Raw genomic sequence first — 24,467 nt, 5'->3', positions numbered from 1 at the left:
CATGTAGAAATCAAGTACGAGTTTTTATATTATTAAAGTTAATATAGATAAAATGGGGTTGGGTGTATGTTGTTAAAAAGGATGTTTAAAGGTGGGACGACAGTTCCTCATTTCAAAAGAACTGAAAATTGTGAAACAGTTAAAATGACAGTACCTCAAAAGGTTATTATACCGATGCTTCAGCATATAGGCACGCCCTGCGATCCGCATGTTAAAAAAGGTGACGAAGTTAAGGTGGGGCAGGTGATTGGAAACTCGGACAAATTTGTTTCTGCGCCTGTGCATTCAAGTGTTTCAGGTATTGTAACCGACGTTTCACCAATGCTTTATGCGGGAGGTGTTTATGTTACATCAGTTGAAATTAAAACTGATGGCATGCAGAAGGTTGATGCGAGTATTAAGCCTCCGAAATACACAAACTGTGAGGAATTTATTGGTGCTATAAGAAAATCCGGTCTGGTTGGTTTGGGTGGAGCCGGGTTCCCAGCACATATCAAGCTTTCACCCCCTCAAGGTAAAAAAATTGATACACTAATTGTTAATGCCGCGGAATGTGAGCCATTCATTACTTCAGACTACAGGGAGATAATTGAAAACTCCTGGAATGTCATGGACGGAATAGATATTGTAATAGAGGCGTTGAAAATAAAGAATGTCCTTATTGGAATTGAGGACAATAAGCCGGAAGCAATAAAAGAAATGACACACCTGGCATCTAAGAGCGACAAAATCAATGTAGTAGAGCTAAAATCTCGCTACCCGCAAGGCGCGGAGAAAATGCTTATATATGCTACTACAGGAAGGAAAGTTCCTTCTGGGAAGCTTCCAGCCGATGTTGGTGTTATAGTTATGAACGTTAACAGCATTTCATTTGTATCAGAGTATATAAAGACGGGAATGCCACTTATAAAAAAGAGAGTTACTGTTGACGGATCTGCCGTAAAAAATCCATCTAATGTTGAGGTTCTTATAGGTACTTCACTGTCGGATGTATTTGAATTCACCGGAGGTTTTAAAGTACCTCCTGCAAAGGTACTCATGGGTGGACCTATGATGGGGATAGCCCAATTTTCACTGGAAACCTCTGTTCTTAAGCATACGAATGCACTTCTTGCATTTGATGAAAAGGAGGCTGTTCTTCCGAAATCCACTGCTTGTATAAGGTGTGGCAGATGTGCTGGGGCGTGTCCAATGAACTTGCTGCCACTTTATTTGAACAACAATTCATTAAAGGAAAATATTGAAGAACTTAAGAAATATCATGTTAGTGATTGCATAGAATGTGGCAGTTGCTCTTATTCCTGCCCGGCAAAGATTCAGTTAGTACAGTCAATAAGGCTTGGAAAAGCACAATTAAGACAGGCAGCTGCGAAAGGGGAAAGTTAACTTGGATAATAGACTTGTTGTGTCATCATCTCCTCATATTAGAGGTAATTCGAGTACACAGAGAATAATGATAGATGTTGTAATAGCGCTTCTTCCTGCAACATTTGCGGGTATATATTTTTTTGGAATACGTGCTGCTCTTGTAATTGTGGTTTCGATTCTATCATGTGTAATATCAGAGTATGTGACAAGGAAGGTTTTGAAAAGGGAGTCGACCATATCTGATTTCAGCGCTGTGGTAACAGGGCTGTTGCTTGCTTTAAATCTTCCTTCTACATTACCTCTATGGATGGTAGCAGTTGGAGGAGTTGTTGCAATAGTAATAGTAAAACAGCTATTTGGTGGTCTCGGTCAAAACTTTATGAATCCTGCACTGGTTGCTAGGGTATTTTTACTAAATGCCTATGTAAAACAGATGACTGGGTTTGTAAAATCTGGTCCTGATGCAATCTCAAGCGCTACACCGCTTTTTGAGATTAAAGAATTTGTTAAGGGAAATGAAGTAAATCTGGTAGGATATTGGGATCTGTTTATTGGAAATAAAGCGGGATGTATAGGCGAAATCTCTGTAGCAGCTCTGCTTATAGGAGCCGTATATCTATTATTTAGAAGAGTTATAGGCTTGGAAATACCCGTAACTTATATTGGAAGCGTTGCAATTTTAACCTGGATTTTTAGAGGTCAGACGTTATTTACTGGTGATTGGCTTTACCACATATTATCAGGGGGGTTGATGATTGGAGCATTTTTTATGGCAACTGACTATACTACATCTCCGGTTACCTTCAAAGGTCGAATAATTATGGGAATAGGCTGTGGAATCCTGACAGCAGTCATACGTCTTTACACGGGTTACCCCGAAGGAGTGTCCTTTGCAATATTGCTTATGAATATATGCGTTCCGCTTATTGACAGATATACGGTGCCAAAAAGTTTTGGAGGTGAAAAAGCTGTTGCGTGATATAATTAAGCCTACAATTGTTTTGTTTTTGATTTGTACTATAGTAACAATGGCACTTGCAATTACAAACTATGCTACAAAGGATGCAATCAAAGAGCAGGTGAGATTGCAGGAGGAAAGTGCCAGGAAAGAGGTATTTTCCGCAGCAGAAAGTTTTGAAGAAGTAAAGGACTTGGAGTCTGTTACGGGAACAAATGAGGACGAAAGACTTGTTAAAAAGGCATATAACAGCCTAAAAAACGGTGAAGTAATCGGTAGAGTTTATTCAGTTGAAAGTATCGGTTATGGAGGTGTTGTTTCTGTAGCTGTTGGTATAGATAATAGCGGTAAGACTACAGGTGTTGAGATTGTAAGCCATAGTGAAACGCCGGGGCTTGGATCTAAAGCTGGGGACGAGGCGTTTATTTCGCAGCTTGCAGGTATAACACCTAAAGAGCCTTTGACAGTTGTTAAAGCAGGTAGTTCAAAAGATGAGGAGATTGATGCAGTAAGTGGGGCTACAATAACCTCGAAAGCAGTTATAAAAGCAGTACAGGCTGCAATAGAGGTTGATGGTGAGCTCAAAAAAAGAGAGGGGGACTCTTGATGAAAGCAGTAAAGACTCTTACTAACGGTATTTTAAAAGAGAATCCGGTATTTAGACTTGTACTTGGCACGTGTCCTACTCTTGCTGTTACTACTTCTGCTAAAAACGGGATTGGCATGGGACTTGCTGCAACAGCGGTTTTGGTAGGCTCTAATCTGGTAATTTCACTGCTTAGAAAGGTGATTCCGGATAAGGTGAGAATCCCTGCCTATATAACGATCATTTCAGGATTTGTTACAATTATACAGATGCTGCTAAAGGCATATCTTCCTGAGTTGGATAAAGAGCTTGGAATATATATACCGCTTATAGTAGTTAACTGTATTATACTTGCAAGAGCCGAGATGTTTGCAAATAAAAATAATGCGCTGCTCTCAATACTTGATGGTATAGGAATGGGAATAGGTTTTACAGTTGCACTGCTTACCATTGGCTCTGTTAGGGAATTGCTTGGAGCAGGAACATGGTTCGGAATAACCGTTACTGCAAATTTGTTTGAGCCTGCGCTTATTATGATACTTCCTCCAGGCGGTTTCCTGGTTTTCGGAATAATAATGGGACTTATAAACAAGTTTTCAGCTATGAATGTAACAGAAAACAAGAGCTGTGCATCCTGTCCACTACCTTGCGGTGCATCGGGAAAGGTTAAGGAGGGGTAGGGTCTGATGAATGAGATAATGATAATAGCTATTAGTGCTGTATTAGTGAATAATTTCGTTTTATCACAGTTTTTAGGTATCTGCCCTTTCCTGGGAGTATCTAAAAAGCTGGAAACTGCTCTTGGTATGGGTGGTGCGGTTATTTTTGTTATGACGATTTCTTCCTGTATAACAAGGGCAATATATGGTTTATTTCTAAATCCGTATGGTCTTGATTACTTAAATACAATTGTTTTCATTTTGATTATAGCTTCATTGGTTCAGTTTGTTGAGGTTGTGCTTAAGAAGTTTCTGCCCTCACTTTACAAGGCACTGGGTATATATCTTCCACTCATAACGACAAACTGTGCTGTATTGGGAGCTGCTCTTATTAATATTGATAAAGGTTACAATGTACTAAACTCAACTTTATATGGATTTTTTGCGGGAGTTGGTTTTACACTTGCATTGGTGTTGTTTGCAGGTGTGAGGGAAAGGCTTGAGTACAGTGATATTCCTGAGTCGCTTAAAGGGCTGCCTATATCACTTATTGCAGCAGCACTAGTTTCTATGGCATTTTTGGGATTCAAGGGGCTATTTGGAATATAGTCTGACGGAAAGGTTGTTGAAATTATGTTACAGGAGTTGTTGTTTCCAACTTGTTTAGTAGGAGGTCTAGGCCTGATATTTGGCTTGGGTTTGGCTTTGGCTTCTAAAAAGTTTGAAGTAAAAGTTGATGAACGGGTTGCTAAAATAAGAGAAATATTACCTGGGGCAAACTGTGGTGCATGTGGTCAAACAGGCTGCGACGGATTTGCTGAAGGTGTTGTAGCTGGAAAGTGCAGTGTAACCGGATGCCCTGTGGGTGGTGACAAGGTTGCAACGAAAATTGGCGAAATACTGGGAGTTAAAGCAGCATCGACAGTAGCTAAAACTGCCAGGGTAATGTGTGCAGGCACATACACTTCTTGTAAGACAAAATTTGACTATTCCGGTATAGAAGATTGTATTGCAGCAGCAAACCTTTTTGGAGGTCCATCAGCTTGTACTTACGGGTGTGTTGGGATGGGAAACTGTGCAAGAATTTGTCCATTTGGTGCAATAGAGATTATTGATGGTCTTGCCAGAATTATTGAGTCTAGGTGTAAAGCTTGTGAAAAATGTGTGGCTGCATGCCCTAAAAAGATAATTGAAATGGTTCCTAAATTTGATGAATACATTGTTTCTTGCAGAAGTATGGATAAAGGTGCTGTGGTAAGAAAAAACTGTAATGTGGGGTGTATAGGCTGCGGTAAATGCTCGAAGGTTTGTCCAAGTAGTGCTATAGCAGTTAACGGAACACTTGCAAAAATCAATCCTGAGCTTTGCAGTAATTGTGGGGAATGTATGAAAGCGTGTCCTACAGGTGCAATCAACCGATATAAGTGTAATCTTTAAGGGCCAGGATAAAGTAATAACCTGAAATATTATAAATACAGAGATTGATTTTGGTGGTATTATTTAATAAAGAAAGTGCCAATTATATGATTGACACTTCCAAGAAAATTCTTATTGGTTTAGTTAACATTGGAATTTCAAGTATGCGGGTTCTAAATGACTTATTGCTTTTTGCTTACAAGTATTTGATTTCTTCCATTTTTAAAGGATTTCCTTACATCATAACCTTTCATTACGAGTGTATCGTAAATAGCATCGGTTTGGTTAAAGTAGTTGTTACCTATATCAAGTATGAGAGTCTCATTTGCATCAAGTTCTTGTGAAAGCTTTTCTAAAGTTGAGTCAATATTTAAGCTTTCGGCGTTTAGAATTTCATTATTGTCGTCCATTTTGTATCCTCCTTGGATCTATAGAAAATTGTTTAAAACGTAAAAAACAGAGTAATATATATTATTGTCAAATGCTATTGTTCTCAAACAGCTAAAAAAATCAAACTTTATTTCCAAAAAACGTTAGTAAGGAGATGCCTATGAATAAGTCAAATGTTGTATTAATAGGAATGCCGGGAGCTGGGAAAAGCACAATAGGCGTGCTGCTTGCAAAAGCTTTAAAAAAGCCTTTTATTGATACTGATTTGTTGATTCAACAAAAATATGGGATGTTTCTTCAGGATATTATCGATAGAGAGGGTATAAAAAAGTTTCTTGAAATGGAAGAAAGCGTTGTAGCAGGCATTGATGTTAAAGATCATGTGATAGCTACTGGTGGAAGCGTTATATATAGCAATTTGTCTCTTAACCAGTTAAAAAAGGAGGGCACTCTGTTTTATCTTAAGTTGAGATTTGATGAGATTGATAATAGGTTAAAGGATATAACAAGCCGGGGAATAGCAAAGGAAAACAACAAGACTTTAGTAGAGCTTTATAATGAAAGGGTACATTTATATGAGAAACATGCTGATATTATGATTAATTGTTCCAATAAGCACATTGAAGATATTGTTAGCGAGATTAAGAACAAATTTATGCAGGGGATGTTACATAATAGTCAGTAAGTTGTAAGATTTAATGCTACATACACAAATAATTTTTTAAATTAAATAATTTTTTTGAAAACATGTATATAAATTCCGAATCTGTGGCAATAATAATATTGACCTCACAAAATACATTTTGACCCCCTTTACATGGGTTAGTCGCAACGACTAACCCACTTTTTTTGTCTTTTAGGGCATATAAAAGATCCTACTTAAGCGACTTAAGCAGGATCTTTGTATGACTTATAAATTTTTTATCACTAAATCAGGTTTTCAGGATTCAAGCATTTAAGCTCATCAATTACAAAAATGCCATCTTTTCTGATAAGGACATCATCAAACCAAATTTCTCCGCCGCCATACTCAGGCCTCTGTATGAGAACAAGATCCCAGTGAATGGCTGAATTATTACCGTTGTCACATTCGTCATAGCAGCTCCCTGGAGTAAAATGTATGCTTCCCTTAATCTTTTCATCGAAGAGTGTATCCTTCATAGGCGTTTCAATAAACGGATTTACACCAATGGCGAACTCTCCAACAAATCTGGCACCTTCATCAGTGTCGAATATCTGATTTATTCTTTTTGTGTCATTTGCAGTAGCGTTTATTATCCGGCCATCTTTAAATTCCAGACGTATATTTTCATAGGTAACGCCCTGATATACTGCAGGGGTGTTATAAGTAATAATACCGTTTACGGAAGCTTTTACAGGAGCTGTAAATACTTCACCATCGGGAATATTAAGTTTTCCGTCACATTTTATTGCAGGAAGCCCCTTGATGGAAAAGGTCAGATCGGTATCTTTTGCGATAAGCCGTACTTTATCTGTCCGTTCCATGACTTTAACAAGACTGTCCATAGCTTTGGACATCTTTGAATAGTCAAGGTTGCATACTTTAAAGTAAAAGTCTTCAAAATACTCGGTAGGCATATTTGCAAGTTGTGACATTGAGCTGTTGGGGTATCTTAAAATACACCATTTGGTATGCTTTACTCTAAGGTCTGAATGGAGAGGTTTGGAGTAATGTTCCATATATATTTTCATTTTATTTTGAGGTACCGCACCGAGTTCACTGACATTCTCGCCAGCCCTTATTCCTATATAGGCGTTCATATCCTTCATGCGTGAGATCTCATATGAGGCAGTTCTTTTTATTTGCTCTTCTGTACAGTCACTTAAAAGTACTCTTAGGAGTTCGTTGTTTTTTATTGTGAGGAACGGAACGCCTCCAGCCTCATAGGTCTGTTTGACAAGTTCTTTGGCAAGGGCATAACCATCACCTATACACTCAATAAGAATATTTTCACCTGGTTTTAACTCTACAGAATAGTTTATTAAATTATACGCCAATTGTGCTATACGAGGGTCTTTCATATAAGTGCCTCCAATTCGGTCAATATTTTTTCAAATACGTCTAATGCATCCTGTACTGGTTTTGGAGTATACAGGTCAACTCCAGCCCTTTTCAAAAGATCTAAAGGATAGTCTGAACTTCCACCTTTTAAAAACTCCTTATATCGGTCAATGGCAGGTTTACCCTCATTTAAAATCATATTGGAAATAGCAACAGCAGATGAAAAACCGGTTGCATACTTATAAACATAGAAACTTGTATAAAAGTGGGGAATGCGAGCCCATTCCATTTTAATAGCATCGTCCACACTGACTTCTGCTTCAAAGTATTTTTTGTTAAGATCAAGATATATATTGCTTAGTACGTCTGCCGTGAGAGCCTCACCGTCTTGAAGATTGGAGTGTGTTATCTTTTCAAATTCTGCAAACATAACTTGCCTGAAAATAGTACCTCTAAACTGCTCAAGGTAATGGTTCAGAAGGTAGGCTTTTTCTTCCTTACTGCTTGTGTTTTTTAGGAGATGCTCCATTAGCAGAGACTCGTTTACCGTTGAGGCTACTTCTGCAACAAATATTTTATATTCAGAATAGACATAGGGTTGAGTCTTGTTTGTATAGTAAGAATGGAGAGCGTGCCCCATTTCATGGGCAATAGTGAAGACATCATTTATTGTTCCCTGATAGTTTAAAAGAACATAAGGGTGGGATTTATATGCTCCCCAAGAATAGGCTCCGCTGGTCTTGCCCTGATTTTCAAAAACGTCTACCCAACCTGAATTAAAACCTTCTTTCAAATAGCCTATGTATTCATCACCCATGGGAGAGAGTCCTTGTTCTACTAATTTTAGTGCTTCTTCATAAGGAATATTCTTCTTTGATTCTTTAACAATAGGTACATACAGGTCATACATATGCAATTCCTCTAGTTTTAAAGCTTTTCTGCGAAGTTTGAGGTATCTGTGCAGCAGAGGAAGGTTGTTATTTACAGTATCTATCAAGTTATCATATACTTCCTGGCTTATATTGTCTGCATCGAGCGATGCTTCTAAAGATGACTTGTACTTGCTTACGGTAGAATAAAATTTATTTGCTTTCATATTGCCTGTCAATGAAGTTGCAAGTGTATTACTAAATTTGCCGTAAGTGTCATAAAGGGCTGTAAAAGCATCTTTTCTGACTCTTCTGTCTTCACTTTCAAGAAACTTGGTATATCTACCCTTGGTCAGCTCTATATCCTCGCCGTTTTCATCCTTTATAAACGGAAATTTTAAATCTGCATTGTTAAACATGGTAAATATATCTCGGGATGAGCTTGCCATTTCTGACGAAAGAGCCAGGATTTCTTCTTCCTTTTCGGATAGAATATGCTCCTTTTGTCTTACTATTTCATTGAAAAACTGCCTGTAAACTTTAAGTCCTTCACTGCTGCTTATAAAACTTTCCAAAACATCCTGTGGTATGGAAGTAATTTTGGGAACGATGAATGAGATGGAAGCATACACTTCTGTAGAAAGCGTTGAGGCCCTATCTGAAAGTGCCTGATAGGTTGGGTTCCCATTATCTTCGTCTCTTTTCATGCGAGCATACACATATATCATATCATTCAGTGCCATCATTTCATTGCTTGCCTTTAAGCATTCAAGAAGTATTTCCGGGCCATTAACCAATGTGCCCTTATATTTAACAATTTGTTCTATAAGTTGCTTTACAGTTTTTAAGTCATTTTCCCATTTGTCAATGGATTGGTACATATCACCGAGATTCCATTTGTATTTTTCATCAATTTCATCTCTTTTAGGAAGAGCTTTCGAATTCATAGCTGACATAATTACGCCTCCTTATATGGATATATAAATTATAGTTCGTTATATTTATTGTTTCTCCCTTTGCACTTGGCAACGGGATATTTTTCTTCATTCTTTTTAATTTTATCAAGTACGGTCTGGTTAAGATCAATCCCAAGGTCAGTAGATAGAAGCAGAAGGTAGGATATTGTATCTGCAATTTCTTCCTTGACTTTTTCAAGGTTATTTTGAGATGACAAATATTGTTTAGTTTCTTCTTCATTTTTCCACTGAAAATGCTCCATAAGCTCTGCAGATTCAATTGCAACAGACATAGCCAAATTTTTGGGTGTATGGAACTGGGACCATTCACGTTCGGACCTGAATTTTATTAACATTTCCATTGATTCGGTCAAGTCTACTTTATTCATACAAGCTATCCTCCGCTATTCTCTTCTTACAATTATATCCTACCATACTATATTATCCAAGGATAAAAGATAATTATAACAAAAAAAACAAAAAAAGAGCAACCCATTGATTTTTATATATACAGGTTGCAAAATTAAGATTTTATTAGGGGAGTTAAGTAGTACATAAGCTTAATAAATTTATTTTCTAAATATAAAGGTTAAAACAGGATAATTCTAATATAAAATATTATACAGGATAACAGCAGCCTCAGCTCTAGTTGCGTAATCCTTTGGAGCAAGAGTTGCACTGCTCTTTCCATTAATTATTTTTTCGCCGTTTAACATGGACATACTTAAAAGTGCGTAATCTGATATATTATTTTTATCTGAATACTTGTCGAGTATACTTACATCATGGTTTGGGAGCGGATTGCCGGATATTTTCAAGGCTCTGGTCAATATAACAGCCATATCTTCCCTCTTAATAGGTTCATTGGGATAAAATAAACCATCGCCAATTCCGGATACAATACCCATATTTTTAGCAATAATAACATTTTTATAAAACCAATGCTCAGGTTTTACATCTTTAAAAGTACCGACTGGAGTTTTACTGAATTGCAGACTAATAACCACTATGTTTATAAACTCTGCTCTGGTTATTTTGTCATTTGGGGCAAAAATATTTTTTTCTGTTGACTTACCTCTTATTATATCTCTTCCTGCGAGATTTTCAATAGCTTTTTTTGCCCATGGAACAGAATTTATATCATTAAAGGTTTTAGGAGCGTTGGTATATGCAGTTCCAATGTTAGTATAGTATGTATATAAAGTGCCATTAAAAGCCTTTACTTTATAATAATATTCTTTGCCTGCCTGAAGGTTAGTGTCCATATACTTTACAATGTTTGAACCGGTCCTTGCAACTTCAACAAAATCACTTCCGGCGGATTTGCGTTCCACAATAAAACCTTCTTCTCCAGTTGAGTTGTCAGTCCATTCAAGAGTAATTCCTGATGAGGAGATTGCTTTAGCAGTTAGATTGGATGGGGGTGCCAAAGTTTTTATAGATACCTCACATTCCTCACTGGTTGAGCTTATATAATAAGTTGAATTATTGGCTGTTACTCTGAAAGTGTACAATGTATCTGATTTAAGGTTATCAATAGAATAGCTGGTTGTGTTAGCTTTTAAATTGCCGATTTCATTCCAGATATCATTAGCATCAGATTTTTTTTCAATTTTAAAATTTGTTTCATTGCTGGAATTATCATCCCATGTGAGATTTATTTCAGTTTCTGATGTAATTGTAGCTTTTAGGCCTGAAGGAGGTGTAATTTTAACTCCTTCAACCGTTATTTCCTCAGTATAATCTGAACTGTACTTCCCATTTACTGATTTTAGTCTGTAGGTGTAAGTTGTTCCGGATTTTAGACCCAAGTTATACCATGTAGTTCCATCATCAGATAAGGATTTGTCTGCAACTACAAAAGATCCGTCAGCAGTTTTTCTTTCAATAAGAAAATATTCTGCTCCATACGGTGTGTTAAGCCATGTTAATTTGACTGTGTTTGCAGAGCTCCATACTGCAATAGGATTTTGAGGTGCCAATAGTTTTGTATGTGATGATACTCCAGTTTCTGTATTGGGATATGGTTTTGAATATATATTGTCATCTATGACAGTTTTAACTCTATAGCTATATTGGTTGTTGGCAGAAAGGCCAGTATCATTGTAACTTGTAAAGCCTGCAGGCAGGGTGGTTATTATTTCCCAACTTCCGCTTGAGCCCATTTTTCGCTCTATAGCAGTGCTGTAGTTTGTTGCGTCTGCATATACCCAGGCTAGTTTTATTTGGCTTGTCGAGATCGGAGAAGCTGTCAATGAAGCTGGTGAGTCTTTTAGCAAAGAAGTTGAAACTGATAACTCATTTGAGTATATTTCGGCATTGCCGTAAGGATTATAAGGTATGACTCTATAGGTATAAGTATTTTCAACTGACAATGTGCCATCTGTATATTGGGTTACGTTAGCTGCTACGGTTGCAATTTTGGTGAAGCTTGACGAATCTGTCCTTCTTTCAACTATGAAACCAAGTTCATTATCTGAATCGTCTTCCCAATTTAATGTTACTTTGGTGGCGGACAACATATCTGCTTTCAGTGAATAAGCCGGAACAGGTACACCGGTAAAAATGTAGTACTCTGAGGTTGATGCGGAGCTGCCTTTTGCGTTATATGCAGTAATTATATAAGAATAAACTGTATTGAGCTCGACATTTTTAGTATCGGAGTAAGTTGTAATATTGCTATCCAGTATGGCCAGAATAGAGTAGTTGCCGGACTCTTTTTTTCGTTCTACTTTTAGATTATAATCATTTCCTGAGGGATTAGTCCAGTTTAAGTCTATTCTGCCTACACTGACAGGTACGCACTGTAGATCTGTAGGAGAAAAAAGACTTGTAACAGGATTTGAAATATTACTATAACCTGTGAATGTTTTGGTGTCTAAACTCAGACGATACCTGAACGTGCCATCTCCGGCGAGTGTATCGGTAATGCTGGTACTATTTGATTTGATTTCTTCTGCAATAGTCTCCCATGAACCCCAGGAATTCTCCTGGTATTTCGAACGCTGCAACTCAAAATAAGATATGTTTGAATTGGAATCCCATGAAATTGTGCTGATTCTATTATCTAATGCAGCTTTAATGTATGGTATTTCTACAGGTTTTATGGTTACTGAAGTTGAACGGGGAGAGAAATGGCCCTTTCCATCACTGGACATAATTTCATACTGGACCGTGGTATTTGCATTTAAAGATGAATCTATAAAAGTAATTGAAGTTCCATCATTGCTCAAGGTAGATATCATGCCTTCGCCAAGTTTTATAACCGAGGTAGAAGAGACAGCCTGAGAGTTGTTCACCCAGGTCAGGGTTACAGATTTTTTGTTTAAATCTACGAATGAAGACGCAATTGAAGGTGCTTCCATCTGAGTTGTTATAGCGCTGCCATTAACCGTTTTAATAACATTTCCATCAGAGTCTACAGCAGCAATTGCATAATTATAGGAAGTTTGGGGTGACAGATCTGTGTCAATATAACTTAAGAAATTCCTTTCGGTGTCAATATCTATACTAGCGACCAGTACATTATTTCTCGATACTTTATAATAAACGGAGTCTGCAACAGAAGTCCAGCTTAAGTTTATCTGCGTATCAGAATGTGCAATTGCATTACTGGTTGAAAGAGTAAATTCAGCTTTAGCAGTAATACTGGCAGCAACCAATACGGTCATTGCTGCTATTAGTATCAAAAATATTTTTATCAGCTTATATATAGTAGAGTTATTAGCCATGACCATCCCTCGCTGGTATAGATTATAGAAATCAAAAGCATCTAATTGGAAAAATAGAAATTGATTCTATAACAGTTTTATCGAAGAAATTTGAATAAAAGTTAATGGCATCATTTTGAATAGATTTTTTGCAAATTTAAAAATAGCTATGACTGAAGGTGCCAGCAAATAAAATTTGCCTGCGAAGTCTTTAAACGCCCCTTTAGTCATAGCTATCTAAATTAAATTTTATAAAACTATTTGTTCTTAATATACTCATCTATTGCTTTAGCAGCCTTTTTGCCGGCTCCCATGGCGAGAATAACAGTTGCAGCACCGGTTACTGCATCTCCACCTGCGAAGACACCAATTTTGCTGGTTGCACCCGTTTCTTCATGCGCAATTATGCCGCCCCACTTTTGTGTATCCAGACCTGGAGTCGTAGAGGTAATAAGCGGATTTGGGCTTTGACCTATAGCAATTATAACCGTTTCAACATCAACAATATGCTCGGAGCCTTTTTTTGGTGCCGGCTTTCTCCTGCCGGAGGCATCGGGTTCACCAAGTTCCATTTCAATACATTCCATACCTTTTACCCAGCCATCTTCAGTTCCGATAATTTTTGTTGGGTTTGTAAGGAGTTTGAAAACTATGCCCTCTTCCTTTGCATGGTGAACTTCTTCTAGTCTTGCGGGCATTTCAGACTCGGAACGTCTGTAAATGATATATACATTTTCAGCTCCCAGCCTTTTCGCACTTCTTGCAGCATCCATGGCAACATTACCGCCACCGACAACGGCAACTGATTTGCCGACCTTCACAGGTGTATCACAATCAGGGAATTTGTAAGCTTTCATAAGGTTTATTCTTGTAAGAAATTCATTAGCTGAGTATACGCCATTGAGATTTTCACCTTCTATACCCATAAAGCTGGGAAGGCCGGCTCCAGAGCCTATAAATATAGCTTTATAGCCTTCTTCCATAAGTTCATCAAGTGTAAATACCTTTCCGATAACCATATTTGTTTTTATATCAACACCAAGATTTTTAACAGTTTGAATTTCTTTTTGTACCAGGGATTTCGGAAGCCTGAATTCGGGAATTCCATACATTAATACACCACCAGGTGTGTGAAAGGCTTCAAAGATTGTAATGTCATATCCCATTTTCGCAAGGTCACCTGCACAGCTAATTCCTGCCGGACCTGAGCCGACTATGGCAACCTTCTTATTAAGTTTTTGAACCGTTACTTCTTTTGGATCTTTATTTGCCATGTACCAATCGGCTGTGAATCTTTCAAGTCTTCCAATACCAACAGAATCGCCTTTCTTAGCTCGTACACATAGTTGCTCACACTGAGTTTCCTGAGGGCACACTCTGCCGCAAATAGCAGGAAGGCTGTTGGTTTCTCTGATCTTTTCATAGGCTTCTTCAAATTTACCGTCAGCAACCAGCTTTATAAAATCAGGTATCTGTACATTAACCGGGCATCCTTCAACACAAGGCCTGTGCTTACACTGAAGACACCTTTGGGCCTCTTCTTTTGCCATATCCTCATTATACCCCAACGCCACTTCGAGGAAATTTCTGTTTCTTACATCAGGTTCCTGCTCAGGCATTTGAACTTTTTTTGGTGACATATTAGGCATTATTAGCACCTCGCAATCTACATTCGTGTTCCTCAAGCGAACTCTTTTCCTCTTTTTTATACATAAGCTGCCTTCTCATAGCTTCATCAAAGTCAACTTCATGGCCGTCAAAGTCAGGGCCATCTACACAGGCAAATTTTGTTTTGCCACCGACTGTTACACGACATCCTCCGCACATACCGGTTCCGTCAACCATCACCGGATTCATACTTACTATTGTCTTTATGCCATATTGTTTTGTTAGGTTACTTACAACCTTCATCATAATGAGAGGCCCAATGGCAATTACCATATCATATTTATTTCCCTCTTCAATGAGTTTTTTTAATACGTCTGTTACAAAGCCTTTATTTCCATTTGAGCCGTCATCGGTTGTTATAAAAACTCTATTGCTTACAGCCTTCAACTCTTCTTCTAGAATTATGAGATCCTTGTTTCTAAATCCAGCTATTGAATCAACTTCAGCGCCTAAACTGTGAAGCTTCTTTGCCTGTGGGAAGGCGATTGCTGATCCAAGACCCCCGCCAATAACTGCAGCCTTTTTCACCCCTTCTAAGTGTGAGGCAACTCCTAAAGGTCCAACAAAGTCAAGAATGGTATCGCCTTCTTCTAAGGCTCCGAGAATCCTGGTTGTTTTACCGACTTCTTGAAATATTATAGTTACGGTACCCTTTTCACGATTGTAATCTGCTATGGTTAAAGGAATTCGTTCTCCTTCGTCGCATACTCTTAAAATAATAAATTGACCTGGTTCTGCTTTCCTTGCCACGAGAGGGGCTTCAACTTCCAACAGTTTAACGGAAGAATTTAATGTTTGTTTCCTCATTATCCTGAACATTTTTAAACCTCCATAAGAAGCTATATTTTTAATCCATTTTATCATTTTTCTGTAGATTATTTAAGTGCTTTTTGTTACAAATATTTGTAAATTGTATTTAAAAATTTTAGATTGGGAGTTTTGGATAACTTTTGCTAAGGCATGAATGAAAAATTACTTACGCTTTTCTATGGAACACCCATGCGAATCATGCGTATTGTAGCAAAATTATAAAGTAAGTTATTTTCTCATTATAACTAAAAATAGATGTGTAAAAATGAAAGTTATTTTCGCAATACCTTGCATAATTTTAAAAGGGGTGTTTGTGAAAAATACAACAAAAAGGGGTTGAGACCTTGAATTCATTAAGATACAGGTTTTGCAAGTGGAAGTAACTGGTCTTGCATTAAAGTATTTTGAATTTTTGCAGATAATCTCTTGCAATTTTTGCGTGTATTTGGTATAATTCGATTGATTTAATATCTTATAAATATTCTTTAAAAATCCCCAAATTTTAATTTTGGGGTATACGACGTAGTATGCCGTACACGATATGCAATGATGTATGTTGTTTTGACTGCTTAAGGTAGGCTTAATTTATATGGAATCGTAGAATTTTTATAGCAAAATCGAACCATGTGTTTTTGATGTTTTTGCCAGGTTTTTTTTGTTATATATGTTAATAATATTAAAAGTAATTTGCCTAAAAAGCAATTGCCCATATATATGAATATTATTTTTTAGGAGGGTTTTTAAATGAAAATACTTGGTAGTGTTATGGAGAGAGTAGTAAAAAGAAATCCTAACGAGTTAGAATTTCATCAAGCAGTTAGGGAAGTATTAGAATCATTGGAGCCAGTTGCTGAAAAGCATCCTGAATGGGTTAAAGCTGGAGTATTTGACAGAATAGTTGAGCCTGAAAGACAAATCATGTTCAGAGTGCCATGGGTAGATGACAATGGTAATGTTCAGGTAAATAGAGGTTTCAGAGTACAGTTCAATAGTGCTATCGGACCTTACAAAGGTGGTTTGAGATTCCACCCATCAGTTTATCTTGGTATAATCAAGTTCTTAGGATTCGAACAAATTTTGAAGAACTCATTAACAGGATTGCCTATGGGCGGAGGTAAAGGTGGAAGTGACTTCGATCCTAAAGGAAAATCAGACGGAGAAATAATGAGATTCTGCCAAAGCTTTATGTTCGAATTGGCTAAACATATAGGTGAAAACACTGACGTACCTGCAGGTGATATCGGTGTTGGCGGCCGTGAAATCGGATACATGTTCGGAATGTACAAGAAAATGAAAAACGACTTCACAGGAGTATTGACAGGTAAGGGATTAAACTGGGGTGGAAGTCTTGCAAGAACAGAAGCTACAGGTTATGGTCTCTGCTACTTCATGGATGAAGCTATGACACAAATAAAAGGCAAATCCTTTAAAGGTGCAACAGTTGTTGTTTCCGGTTCAGGTAACGTTGCTATATATGCAACTCAAAAGGTTCACCAATTAGGTGGTAAAGTTGTTGCATTAAGCGATTCAAACGGATATATCTATGATCCAGACGGAATCAAACTTGATACTGTTCAACAGATCAAAGAAGTAGAAAGAAAGAGAATAAGCGAATACGTTAAATATCATCCAAATGCAAAATACACTGAAGGATGTGCAGGAATCTGGTCCATCAAGTGTGATATAGCTCTTCCAAGTGCAACACAAAACGAAATTGATGAAGCTAGTGCAAAGACTCTTGTTGCTAACGGATGCTGGGCAGTAGGAGAAGGTGCTAATATGCCATCAACTCCAGAAGCTATTGAAGTATTCTTGAAGAACAAAGTAGTATTTGGACCAGCTAAAGCAGCAAATGCTGGTGGAGTTGCTACTTCAGGTCTTGAAATGTGCCAGAACAGCATGAGATATTCATGGACATTTGAAGAAGTTGATGCAAAACTTAAAGATATCATGGTTAATATCTATAAGAGTGCAAGCAAGGCTGCTAAAGATTACGGCCAAGAAGACAACCTCGTTGTAGGTGCAAACATAGCTGGATTCTTAAAAGTTGCTGATGCAATGTACGCTCAAGGTATTGCATACTAATTTTAAGTTCTAATATAAAGGGCGCGGCTTAAAAAATTAAGCTGCGTCTTTTTGTATTTTATGAATTTTCTAAGCAAATGCCCTAAAATCGAGTAGTGCGAAAGATTTTTAAAATTTTATTTATTGATAAATATTTAACTTTCGGAAAGTATATTGATTAGTAAATATAAATATATTATTCTGTTATTAGGAACATTTCTTTTTATTAAGTTTATTTTTTAACTCAACAAAGATGTTGAAAATAATTTACCCAACGGAGGGCGAAAAAAATGCATATTTCTGATAACTGTTATTTGTGTGAAAACCTTGTTTTTTTTGAAGTTTCCAAGCCTTGTGGATACTACTGTAAAATCTCAGGACAGAAATATTGTTGCGATGGCAGTCAGGAGCAAAATTGCTCGAATTACTGCCCGGAAAACGAAGAATAAACTTTTTAATCTAATCAATACCGACTTGTTTTGAAGTACATATTGCGGGTAAGCTTTTGGGAATATTGCCGTCTATTATATGAACGTCTAATAGATATGAATAGATGTCAGCTTGTTCATCAATGAGCTTATAGCATTGTTCGGTAAGTGTGTGGTCAAGAGATTATGAAATCAAGAAATTTCTTGACCTGATTTTTTAATGTGTAAATCAGTATCTGAATATTTGCCAGTATTGAGAACACCGGGATGAGAAGAATAAAGTGCTGGGAAAAAATAACGGATATTGGGGATTGACAAATTGAATTATATGATCTATAATTTAATTCCGTTGATATTATATGTGCCCATAGCTCAGCAGGATAGAGCGTCGGTTTCCTAAACCGCAGGCCGGAGGTTCGAATCCTCTTGGGCACACCAGTTAGAAGTCGTTAGCCGTATAGGTTAGCGGCTTTTGTTATATTGATAACATATTAAAACCTTTAAGCATAGTTATGTATTGACAATTTGGAACTATTATGTAAGACTTTTTAAAGTGATTCTTAATAAAATCAATCAAATTTAATAGATAAAGGTGCATAAATTTGGAAAAGGAAATAAGCTTAGTAGAAAAGCTTAACATTAAATATGAAAAGGAAGAATTAATTCTTAGTTTTTTCGCAGCAAGACCTAATGCTGTGATACTGGATAGTTCTTTAAAGTCAGCTGACATAGGAAAATTTACTGTTATTGCATTTGATCCGTTTATGGTATTTGAATCAAAGGGAAGTACTATAAAGATCAATAAAGATATTATTATACACGGAAATCCACTTGAGATATTAAGAAAATACATTAGTGAATACAGAATAGAAAATGGTCATAAAGAAGTGCCTTTTTGCGGAGGTTGTATAGGATTTTTTTCTTATGATATTGTAAATTTTATAGAGGAGCTTCCCAAAGTAGCTATTGATGATTTGAATATTAATGATATTACTTTGGGTTTTTATAATAAGGCAATAATTATTGACCATATAAATGGGTGGATATATGCAATAGGTGCATCCTTTGGGGTTAATAGTCCGAAAGAGGAAGCTGCAAGGGCAAATTTGGATAGTGTTAAAGACGTTTTGCATGAGATAATTCAAATTAAGGACGCAGTAGATTATGAAAAAATGAATGTAAAGATATGCACAAATATGCGTTCGAACTTCAGCAGAGAAGATTATATAAGGACTGTTGAGAAAGCTAAAGAGTATATAAGAAACGGCGATATATTTCAAGTTAACCTTTCACAGCGTTTTGAAATGGATATACATAATGAGCCGCAGGAACTGTATTTCAAGCTTCGTAGGAATTCTCCTGCACAATTCTCAGCTTATTTGAATTTTGAGGATATTCAGGTAATCAGCACATCCCCTGAGAGACTTATCAAATTAGAAGGAAATAGGATTGAGACCAGACCTATAAAGGGGACGAGACCAAGGGGAAGGAATGGGGAAGAGGATTTTAATTTAAAAAAGGAGCTTATGGAAAGCGCAAAGGATAAAGCTGAGCTTACAATGATTGTTGATCTTGAAAGAAATGATTTGGGCAGGATTTGTGAAATTGGCAGTGTTGTTGTTGAAAGAAATGCAGAGGTTGAGGAATATGCCAATGTATTTCATACTGTTTCAACCGTATCAGGGAAGATAGAGGAAGACCTGGACATTATAGACTGTATATATGCAGCATTCCCCGGAGGGTCTATAACTGGAGCTCCAAAAATAAGAGCTATGGAAATAATTGAAGAACTTGAGCCTTTTAAGAGGAACATTTATACGGGGTCAATAGGCTTTATAGGTTTTGACGGAACTGTTGACTTAAATATAGCCATAAGAACCATTTTGATTAAGAATAATAGAGCTTATTTTAGCGTAGGCGGCGGAATTGTCTGGGATTCGGATCCTATAAAGGAGTATGAAGAAACTCTTCATAAGGGCGAAAAAGTGCTAGAGGTTTTAGGTGGTGGAAAATATGATTATAGATAATACAAATGATCTTATAAGTGCATATGACTATGGGTTTTTATACGGTTTCAGTATATTTGAGACATTTTGCGTTATGGAAAACGGAAAAGTCTTTCTGCTGGAAAAGCACATTGAGCGTATGCTGAAGTCAGCTGAATTCTTTGGTATAGAGCATAAAATGTCAAAAGATGAGTTGATTAATACGGTGATTTTGTATATAAAAGAAAACTTGATTTCAGATACTATTTTAAGGATGACGCTTAGTGCCGGAAATAGCCAAAAAAGCCTAACACCACGAATAACATTTTCTTGCCGTAAAAATACGTATACAGAAGAAAAAATAACTGCCGGGTGCAAGCTGATGCTGTCAGATATAAGGAAAAGTGAGAACTCAGTAATTTTAAGGCACAAGACATCAAATTACCTAGAAAATTTTGTTTTGATGAACAAGGCTATTGTAGATGGGTTCGACGATATTCTTTTTATGAACTCGTCAGCAAATGTTACAGAAACCGCCAAGAGTAATATATTTTTTGTAAAAGGCAATACCATTCATACGCCTGATTTAAAGTGCGGCCTGCTTCCCGGTGTAATTAGAGAATGGGTTATTGCGGAAGCAGGCCGGCAAAATATTGAGTGCAGAGAAGGATTTTACAGTTTTAATGATTTCATAGACGCAGATGAAGTTTTTGTTACAAATTCAGCTATGGGAATAATGCGTGTTAAATCCATTGGCGCAAAGTGTATCAATAGTGAAATATGTGATTATGTTACAAAAAAACTTGCTCTTATTCTGCGCTTGCACCTATGAATATTTCCGAAACAGAATCGTTCTCAAAGGTAAAGACTATACCACCGTATATGCTGCCTGCAACAATCAATGCTGAGCCCTCCTTATTTTCAGCAGGGTTTATTTCATTTTTATAGGCATTAAGAACATCAGCTCGTTTACTTCCTATACCGATTTGGCGAGTTGTTTTAAAGGTGCATGGATTACTGATGTCTATGGAGTATATAGCAGCAGTATTTTCAGTTTTTACAACGTCTAAAAGAATTCCCTTTGCACCGTAAATCCAGGTTTGGTGTTCCTTGCCATCAGATCCCCAGACTTGGAATTTGGTTTTTTCTTCAGGTTCTCCTAAAGCTTTTACAACATCATCCGAGCTTAAGTTATACTTAAGGGAGCCTACAGAGTCGTTATTCATAAGGTCAAAACCAACTGATGAATAATCATTATCTTTGCTTTCTGTAGAATTATTCGGAGCTTGTGTTGCGCTCGCAGTTGTATTTTCCTGTTTGTTTGCAGGGGAATTTTCGGGTTTACCTGCTGTTGCTTCAGAATTGCTTGGTGCAGTACTTTCAACTCTATTTGAAGCTTTAGGAGTTTGGCCGTTTTTGGTGTTGGAACAGCTACACAAAGCTATCGAGAGTATTAGTGACACCATAATAATATTGAATAATTTCATTTGTTTTTTGCCCCTTCCTGGCTAAATTTTGCTTATATTTTAACATCGAATTCCTCAAGAATCCGGTTGTTATCAACTATCGTGAAGATCATTACATGGGAAGTAACTTGATCCTCAAGTATGTCATGAATTTTTAACCTTATTGCTATTGAGCTATTTGTGTCTATACTGTATGCTTGATTAGCTGCTTATTTATTTTATAACATTTATGGATATTAATAAAGTCTTTTAAATTCTTAAGTATCTATGCTAAGCTCAAATTCTTCATTCCCTAAATACAACACTTTACTAATATGTATCAAATAAGGTAATGGTTTTGCCAAATTGATTTTTATGTGGTAATTATTACTTGGAATTTTACGTACAATGGATTTGACAATAATACTAATTTTAGTTATAATTTATTAGCAATAATGCTTTTTAGGAGCGTTTTAATTGGAACAAGGTTACCTTTTTATGAAAGAGGCTTTAAAGGAAGCTAAAAAGGCTTATAAGAAGGATGAGACTCCGGTTGGTGCAGTTATAGTTAAAGATGGCGTGATAATATCGAGGGGACACAACGAGAAGGAAATGAAAAATGATCCAACCCTTCATGCTGAGATATCTGCTATAAAAAAAGCTTGTAAGAAGCTGAATACCTGGAGACTTAACGATTGTGACCTGTATGTTACTCTAGAGCCTTGTGCAATGTGTGCAGGAGCAATTATTCAGGCAAGAGTCGGAAGACTTTTTATAGGTACGCCCGATCCAAAAGCAGGCGCAGTTGGTTCTGTTGTTGATATATTGGGTGTAGAGAAGTTTAATCACAAGGTTGAAGTTTTCTACGGATTGCTTATGGAAGAGTGTTCAATGATTTTAAAGGACTTTTTCAAAGAATTGCGGCAAAGAAAAAATAAATAAAATTATATATGGAGAGATGGCTGAGCTGGCCGAAGGCGCTCGACTCGAAATCGAGTGAACGGGGAACCGTTCCGTGGGTTCAAATCCCACTCTCTCCGCCAATGAGAAGGCTTTTACGGTTTGACGTGAAAGTCTTTTTTAGCTTCAAATACTAATTTGCAAACACTCGATACTTTTCTAATCTTTATCGTCTTCAAGTTTGTTGTCATCACTATTAAAGTTGAAAATAGCTTTATCAATTTTCTGGGCTGCATCTTCCTGCATTTCTCTTAAAACATGGGAATAGAGATCCAATGTTATACCAATAGTTGAGTGCCCTAGTCGCTCAGAAGCAACTTTAGGAGAAATATTATGTTTTAGCATTAAAGTTGCGTTTGTGTGGCGAAGGTCGTGAAATCTGATATGTGGCAAGTTATTCCTTTTAAGTGTTTTGGCAAATGTATGGCTAAAAGAACCAGGATTTACTGGTGAACCATCATTAGAACAAGTAATAAGGCCATAATCATTGCAGGCACTACTAAACCAAGTTGAAACAACTGGCTGAAATAGCCATAATTTAAATTGCTCGGAGGTTCAAAATATGGATTGGGACTCATTCAACCACCCCTTGTTATTAATTTTTTTGCGAATTGTTCTGGCTATTTCCATTTCCTTGCTGATTTCCTTGTTGGCCTTCTTCTATAATTGTATTGTTTACAGGTTCAACTATAACTTTGTTACCTAAATCTATAACACCTATCCAACTTCCACCGGATACCAGAATTCCTAGTAGTATTACTAAAAAGGCCCTTCCAAGTTCCCTTTTTCCAAGTTCACCTTTACCAAATATCATCTTAATACCTTTTATAAGAAGCAGGAAACCTACAGCTACTATAATTGCAATAGTTCCAAGTACAAAGAATAGCTTGCGAAGCCTTACCCTAGTAAATCCGCGCCAAGGACGGCCCGCGCCTTTGCATGGTCTGTCACCTAACGTCTGCATTCACGACGTCCTCCAGCCCTAAGCAAGTTGCGGAAGCTTAGGGCGACTGCCCTTTGCTTCTGCGACTTGCGGGTGCGATAGCACTTGGGCTGGAGGATGTGGGCAGGATGACCCCATGCCCCCACTCCAGAGACACCGCTTTCTAAACTTTTTAAATATAAAGAATCCGAAACAGTTAAGGTTGAAGCGGATTATGTTGAAAACTGTGCTTTAGTAAAGGGTCATCATAAAAACCAATTAGTTCTCGGATATGGAGCATTGAGCATGTCACAGATCGAGGAAGGAGTAGCAAGGCTAAAAAAGCATTGAAGGAATAGTGAGCTAGAGATGATTAGCTCTTTCAGATGGTTATGACAAAATGTTGTAAAGTTATGACAAAATGTTGTAAAGTCATGACAAAATGTTCACCAAATTAAGTATACAATATTGATAAGAACTATAATAAACATTCTAGGCATTTGCAAAATGACTTAAAAAATCAGATGTAAAAAGTTAGAAGAGATGTAAAATGGACTTTGATAACTTAAGAGGGATATATGTTAGTGATTTGACTGAAAAACCAGAACCTTGTTGATGAAATTGCAGCACAAATAAGCTTATGTATAAGACATAAGTTTCAAGAGTAAGTTAGTAAATCAAGCGATTAAAGGTTTTAAACTACGTATATACTTGTGCTCATGAATTTTATCTGCAAGTATTACAGTAATTAGTTGTGTGATACCTGCGAGATATAAATCTGCTTTAATAGTTAGGTTGTCTCTTGTTTTAAGATTACCACAGGCCATAGGCTCCTTAAGGTATTGAATGTTTTTTTCTACTACAGTCCTAATTTTGTAGTCAGAAATCCATTCGTCAGAGCCTCTAATCACACCTGGATACATGCGTTTATCCATGGCAGGAGATGTGAAGGTTACACGACCGCAAGGCTTGCCATTACAGGGGTTATCACAAGAAGTAACCCATTTACCTTTAATTAGTTTTGCCTGTGGGCACCGCCATTTGAATCTTTCGATTCTTCCTTCTTCTCGGCTCCAGCCATTTGGTTTCATTGGTACAGAAGAATCTTTAGAGCAAAGTGGCCAACCATCATCATTGTATTTAATAGGCGGAAGATTAGGGTTTTGATTTCCTGAAATTCAAAGGTATTAGAGCCCTTTGAAACTTGAGTTCATCTAAGAGCAATGTGTAGGTATCGCACGTATCAAAAA

Annotated in this window: 23 protein-coding genes and 2 tRNA genes; 14 read left to right on the top strand and 11 right to left on the bottom strand. The window is 37.0% G+C overall.

The genetic code is table 11. The features are described 5' to 3' along the window. Positions 1-66: 66 nt before the first annotated feature. The 6 genes from rsxC to ACECE_RS0208185 are packed head-to-tail and all read left to right on the top strand — an operon-like array spanning position 67 to position 5,008. Positions 67-1,386, top strand: coding sequence for an electron transport complex subunit RsxC (gene rsxC / locus ACECE_RS0208210; protein WP_010246517.1), 1,320 nt, complete (start codon positions 67-69; stop codon positions 1,384-1,386). A gap of 1 nt (position 1,387) precedes the next feature. After that, positions 1,388-2,347, top strand: a complete 960-nt coding sequence (locus tag ACECE_RS0208205) for an RnfABCDGE type electron transport complex subunit D (protein WP_010246515.1) — start codon at positions 1,388-1,390, stop codon at positions 2,345-2,347. After that, positions 2,340-2,933: an RnfABCDGE type electron transport complex subunit G gene (locus tag ACECE_RS0208200; protein WP_010246513.1), complete on the top strand. Its 594-nt coding sequence runs from the start codon at positions 2,340-2,342 to the stop codon at positions 2,931-2,933. The genes ACECE_RS0208205 and ACECE_RS0208200 overlap by 8 nt, the downstream gene beginning before the upstream one ends. Beyond that, complete coding sequence (gene rsxE / locus ACECE_RS0208195; RefSeq protein WP_010246511.1) at positions 2,933-3,592, top strand: electron transport complex subunit RsxE; 660 nt, start codon at positions 2,933-2,935, stop codon at positions 3,590-3,592. Before ACECE_RS0208200 ends, rsxE begins: the two co-directional genes overlap by 1 nt. 6 nt (positions 3,593-3,598) lie before the next feature. Continuing rightward, on the top strand, positions 3,599-4,180 hold the full coding sequence (gene rsxA, locus ACECE_RS0208190) for an electron transport complex subunit RsxA (protein WP_010246509.1): 582 nt from the start codon (positions 3,599-3,601) through the stop codon (positions 4,178-4,180). Between the two features lie 24 nt (positions 4,181-4,204). Next, complete coding sequence (locus tag ACECE_RS0208185) at positions 4,205-5,008, top strand: RnfABCDGE type electron transport complex subunit B (protein ID WP_010246507.1); 804 nt, start codon at positions 4,205-4,207, stop codon at positions 5,006-5,008. Between the two features lie 161 nt (positions 5,009-5,169). Here the strand turns inward: ACECE_RS0208185 and ACECE_RS0208180 are convergent, their stop codons facing one another. Further along, a complete protein-coding gene (locus ACECE_RS0208180; RefSeq protein ID WP_010246505.1) occupies positions 5,170-5,397 on the bottom strand; it encodes a hypothetical protein in 228 nt (75 codons plus the stop codon). Positions 5,398-5,537: 140 nt separating this feature from the next. Between ACECE_RS0208180 and ACECE_RS0208175 the strand changes: the two genes are divergently transcribed. Beyond that, positions 5,538-6,062, top strand: a complete 525-nt coding sequence (locus ACECE_RS0208175) for a shikimate kinase (RefSeq protein WP_010246503.1) — start codon at positions 5,538-5,540, stop codon at positions 6,060-6,062. A 242-nt stretch (positions 6,063-6,304) separates the two neighbouring features. Here ACECE_RS0208175 and ACECE_RS0208170 read toward each other — a convergent pair whose 3' ends face one another. From ACECE_RS0208170 to ACECE_RS0208145, 6 genes are all read right to left on the bottom strand, one after another. Then, complete coding sequence (locus ACECE_RS0208170) at positions 6,305-7,420, bottom strand: aminopeptidase (protein WP_010246501.1); 1,116 nt, start codon at positions 7,418-7,420, stop codon at positions 6,305-6,307. Beyond that, the gene (pepF, locus tag ACECE_RS0208165; protein WP_010246499.1) at positions 7,417-9,225 is read right to left on the bottom strand and encodes an oligoendopeptidase F; all 1,809 of its coding nucleotides are present in this window, start codon (positions 9,223-9,225) and stop codon (positions 7,417-7,419) included. Before pepF ends, ACECE_RS0208170 begins: the two co-directional genes overlap by 4 nt. Before the next feature lie 29 nt (positions 9,226-9,254). Next, the gene (locus ACECE_RS0208160; protein ID WP_010246497.1) at positions 9,255-9,614 is read right to left on the bottom strand and encodes a nucleotide pyrophosphohydrolase; all 360 of its coding nucleotides are present in this window, start codon (positions 9,612-9,614) and stop codon (positions 9,255-9,257) included. A gap of 216 nt (positions 9,615-9,830) precedes the next feature. After that, the gene (locus ACECE_RS0208155; protein WP_010246495.1) at positions 9,831-12,956 is read right to left on the bottom strand and encodes a fibronectin type III domain-containing protein; all 3,126 of its coding nucleotides are present in this window, start codon (positions 12,954-12,956) and stop codon (positions 9,831-9,833) included. A 236-nt stretch (positions 12,957-13,192) separates the two neighbouring features. Then, complete coding sequence (gene gltA, locus ACECE_RS0208150; RefSeq protein ID WP_010246493.1) at positions 13,193-14,584, bottom strand: NADPH-dependent glutamate synthase; 1,392 nt, start codon at positions 14,582-14,584, stop codon at positions 13,193-13,195. Next, positions 14,577-15,422: a sulfide/dihydroorotate dehydrogenase-like FAD/NAD-binding protein gene (locus ACECE_RS0208145; protein ID WP_010246491.1), complete on the bottom strand. Its 846-nt coding sequence runs from the start codon at positions 15,420-15,422 to the stop codon at positions 14,577-14,579. Before ACECE_RS0208145 ends, gltA begins: the two co-directional genes overlap by 8 nt. A 735-nt stretch (positions 15,423-16,157) precedes the next feature. Here ACECE_RS0208145 and gdhA point away from each other — a divergent pair. The 5 genes from gdhA to ACECE_RS0208120 all read left to right on the top strand — a co-directional run bounded on the left by gdhA (position 16,158) and on the right by ACECE_RS0208120 (position 20,722). Then, positions 16,158-17,498 (top strand): NADP-specific glutamate dehydrogenase, encoded by a 1,341-nt coding sequence (gene gdhA, locus ACECE_RS0208140; protein ID WP_010246490.1) that lies wholly within the window; start codon positions 16,158-16,160, stop codon positions 17,496-17,498. Positions 17,499-17,767: 269 nt separating this feature from the next. Beyond that, entirely contained in the window at positions 17,768-17,926 is a 159-nt protein-coding gene (locus ACECE_RS32565) for a hypothetical protein (RefSeq protein WP_205410167.1), read from the top strand. A 340-nt stretch (positions 17,927-18,266) separates the two neighbouring features. Beyond that, positions 18,267-18,343: transfer RNA gene (locus ACECE_RS0208130), tRNA-Arg, on the top strand. 164 nt (positions 18,344-18,507) lie between these two features. Continuing rightward, positions 18,508-19,932 (top strand): aminodeoxychorismate synthase component I, encoded by a 1,425-nt coding sequence (pabB, locus tag ACECE_RS0208125; protein WP_010246488.1) that lies wholly within the window; start codon positions 18,508-18,510, stop codon positions 19,930-19,932. Beyond that, positions 19,919-20,722 carry an aminotransferase class IV gene (locus tag ACECE_RS0208120; protein ID WP_010246485.1) on the top strand — a complete coding sequence of 268 codons (804 nt, stop codon included), beginning with the start codon at positions 19,919-19,921 and terminating at the stop codon, positions 20,720-20,722. The genes pabB and ACECE_RS0208120 overlap by 14 nt, the downstream gene beginning before the upstream one ends. Here the strand turns inward: ACECE_RS0208120 and ACECE_RS0208115 are convergent. Then, positions 20,700-21,377 (bottom strand): hypothetical protein, encoded by a 678-nt coding sequence (locus ACECE_RS0208115; RefSeq protein WP_010246483.1) that lies wholly within the window; start codon positions 21,375-21,377, stop codon positions 20,700-20,702. The genes ACECE_RS0208120 and ACECE_RS0208115 overlap by 23 nt on opposite strands. A 456-nt stretch (positions 21,378-21,833) precedes the next feature. On the opposite strand from ACECE_RS0208115, the gene tadA reads away from it, so the two are divergent. After that, positions 21,834-22,277 carry a tRNA adenosine(34) deaminase TadA gene (tadA, locus tag ACECE_RS0208110; RefSeq protein WP_040428249.1) on the top strand — a complete coding sequence of 148 codons (444 nt, stop codon included), beginning with the start codon at positions 21,834-21,836 and terminating at the stop codon, positions 22,275-22,277. Positions 22,278-22,287: 10 nt separating this feature from the next. Beyond that, positions 22,288-22,378: transfer RNA gene (locus ACECE_RS0208105), tRNA-Ser, on the top strand. Positions 22,379-22,454: 76 nt separating this feature from the next. Here ACECE_RS0208105 and ACECE_RS26970 read toward each other — a convergent pair. The 3 genes from ACECE_RS26970 to ACECE_RS26965 all read right to left on the bottom strand — a co-directional run bounded on the left by ACECE_RS26970 (position 22,455) and on the right by ACECE_RS26965 (position 24,308). Further along, a complete protein-coding gene (locus ACECE_RS26970; protein ID WP_083878450.1) occupies positions 22,455-22,769 on the bottom strand; it encodes a tyrosine-type recombinase/integrase in 315 nt (104 codons plus the stop codon). Positions 22,770-22,890: 121 nt separating this feature from the next. Then, positions 22,891-23,259: a hypothetical protein gene (locus ACECE_RS0208090; RefSeq protein WP_010246477.1), complete on the bottom strand. Its 369-nt coding sequence runs from the start codon at positions 23,257-23,259 to the stop codon at positions 22,891-22,893. A 635-nt stretch (positions 23,260-23,894) separates the two neighbouring features. Then, positions 23,895-24,308 (bottom strand): hypothetical protein, encoded by a 414-nt coding sequence (locus ACECE_RS26965; protein ID WP_010246476.1) that lies wholly within the window; start codon positions 24,306-24,308, stop codon positions 23,895-23,897. Between the last annotated feature and the right edge of the window lie 159 nt (positions 24,309-24,467).

Source organism: Acetivibrio cellulolyticus CD2 (assembly GCF_000179595.2).
Classification (GTDB): Bacteria; Bacillota; Clostridia; order Acetivibrionales; family Acetivibrionaceae; genus Acetivibrio; species Acetivibrio cellulolyticus.
Note: the sequence above shows the minus strand (reverse complement) of the source record. Positions and strands in the feature narration are given on the sequence as shown.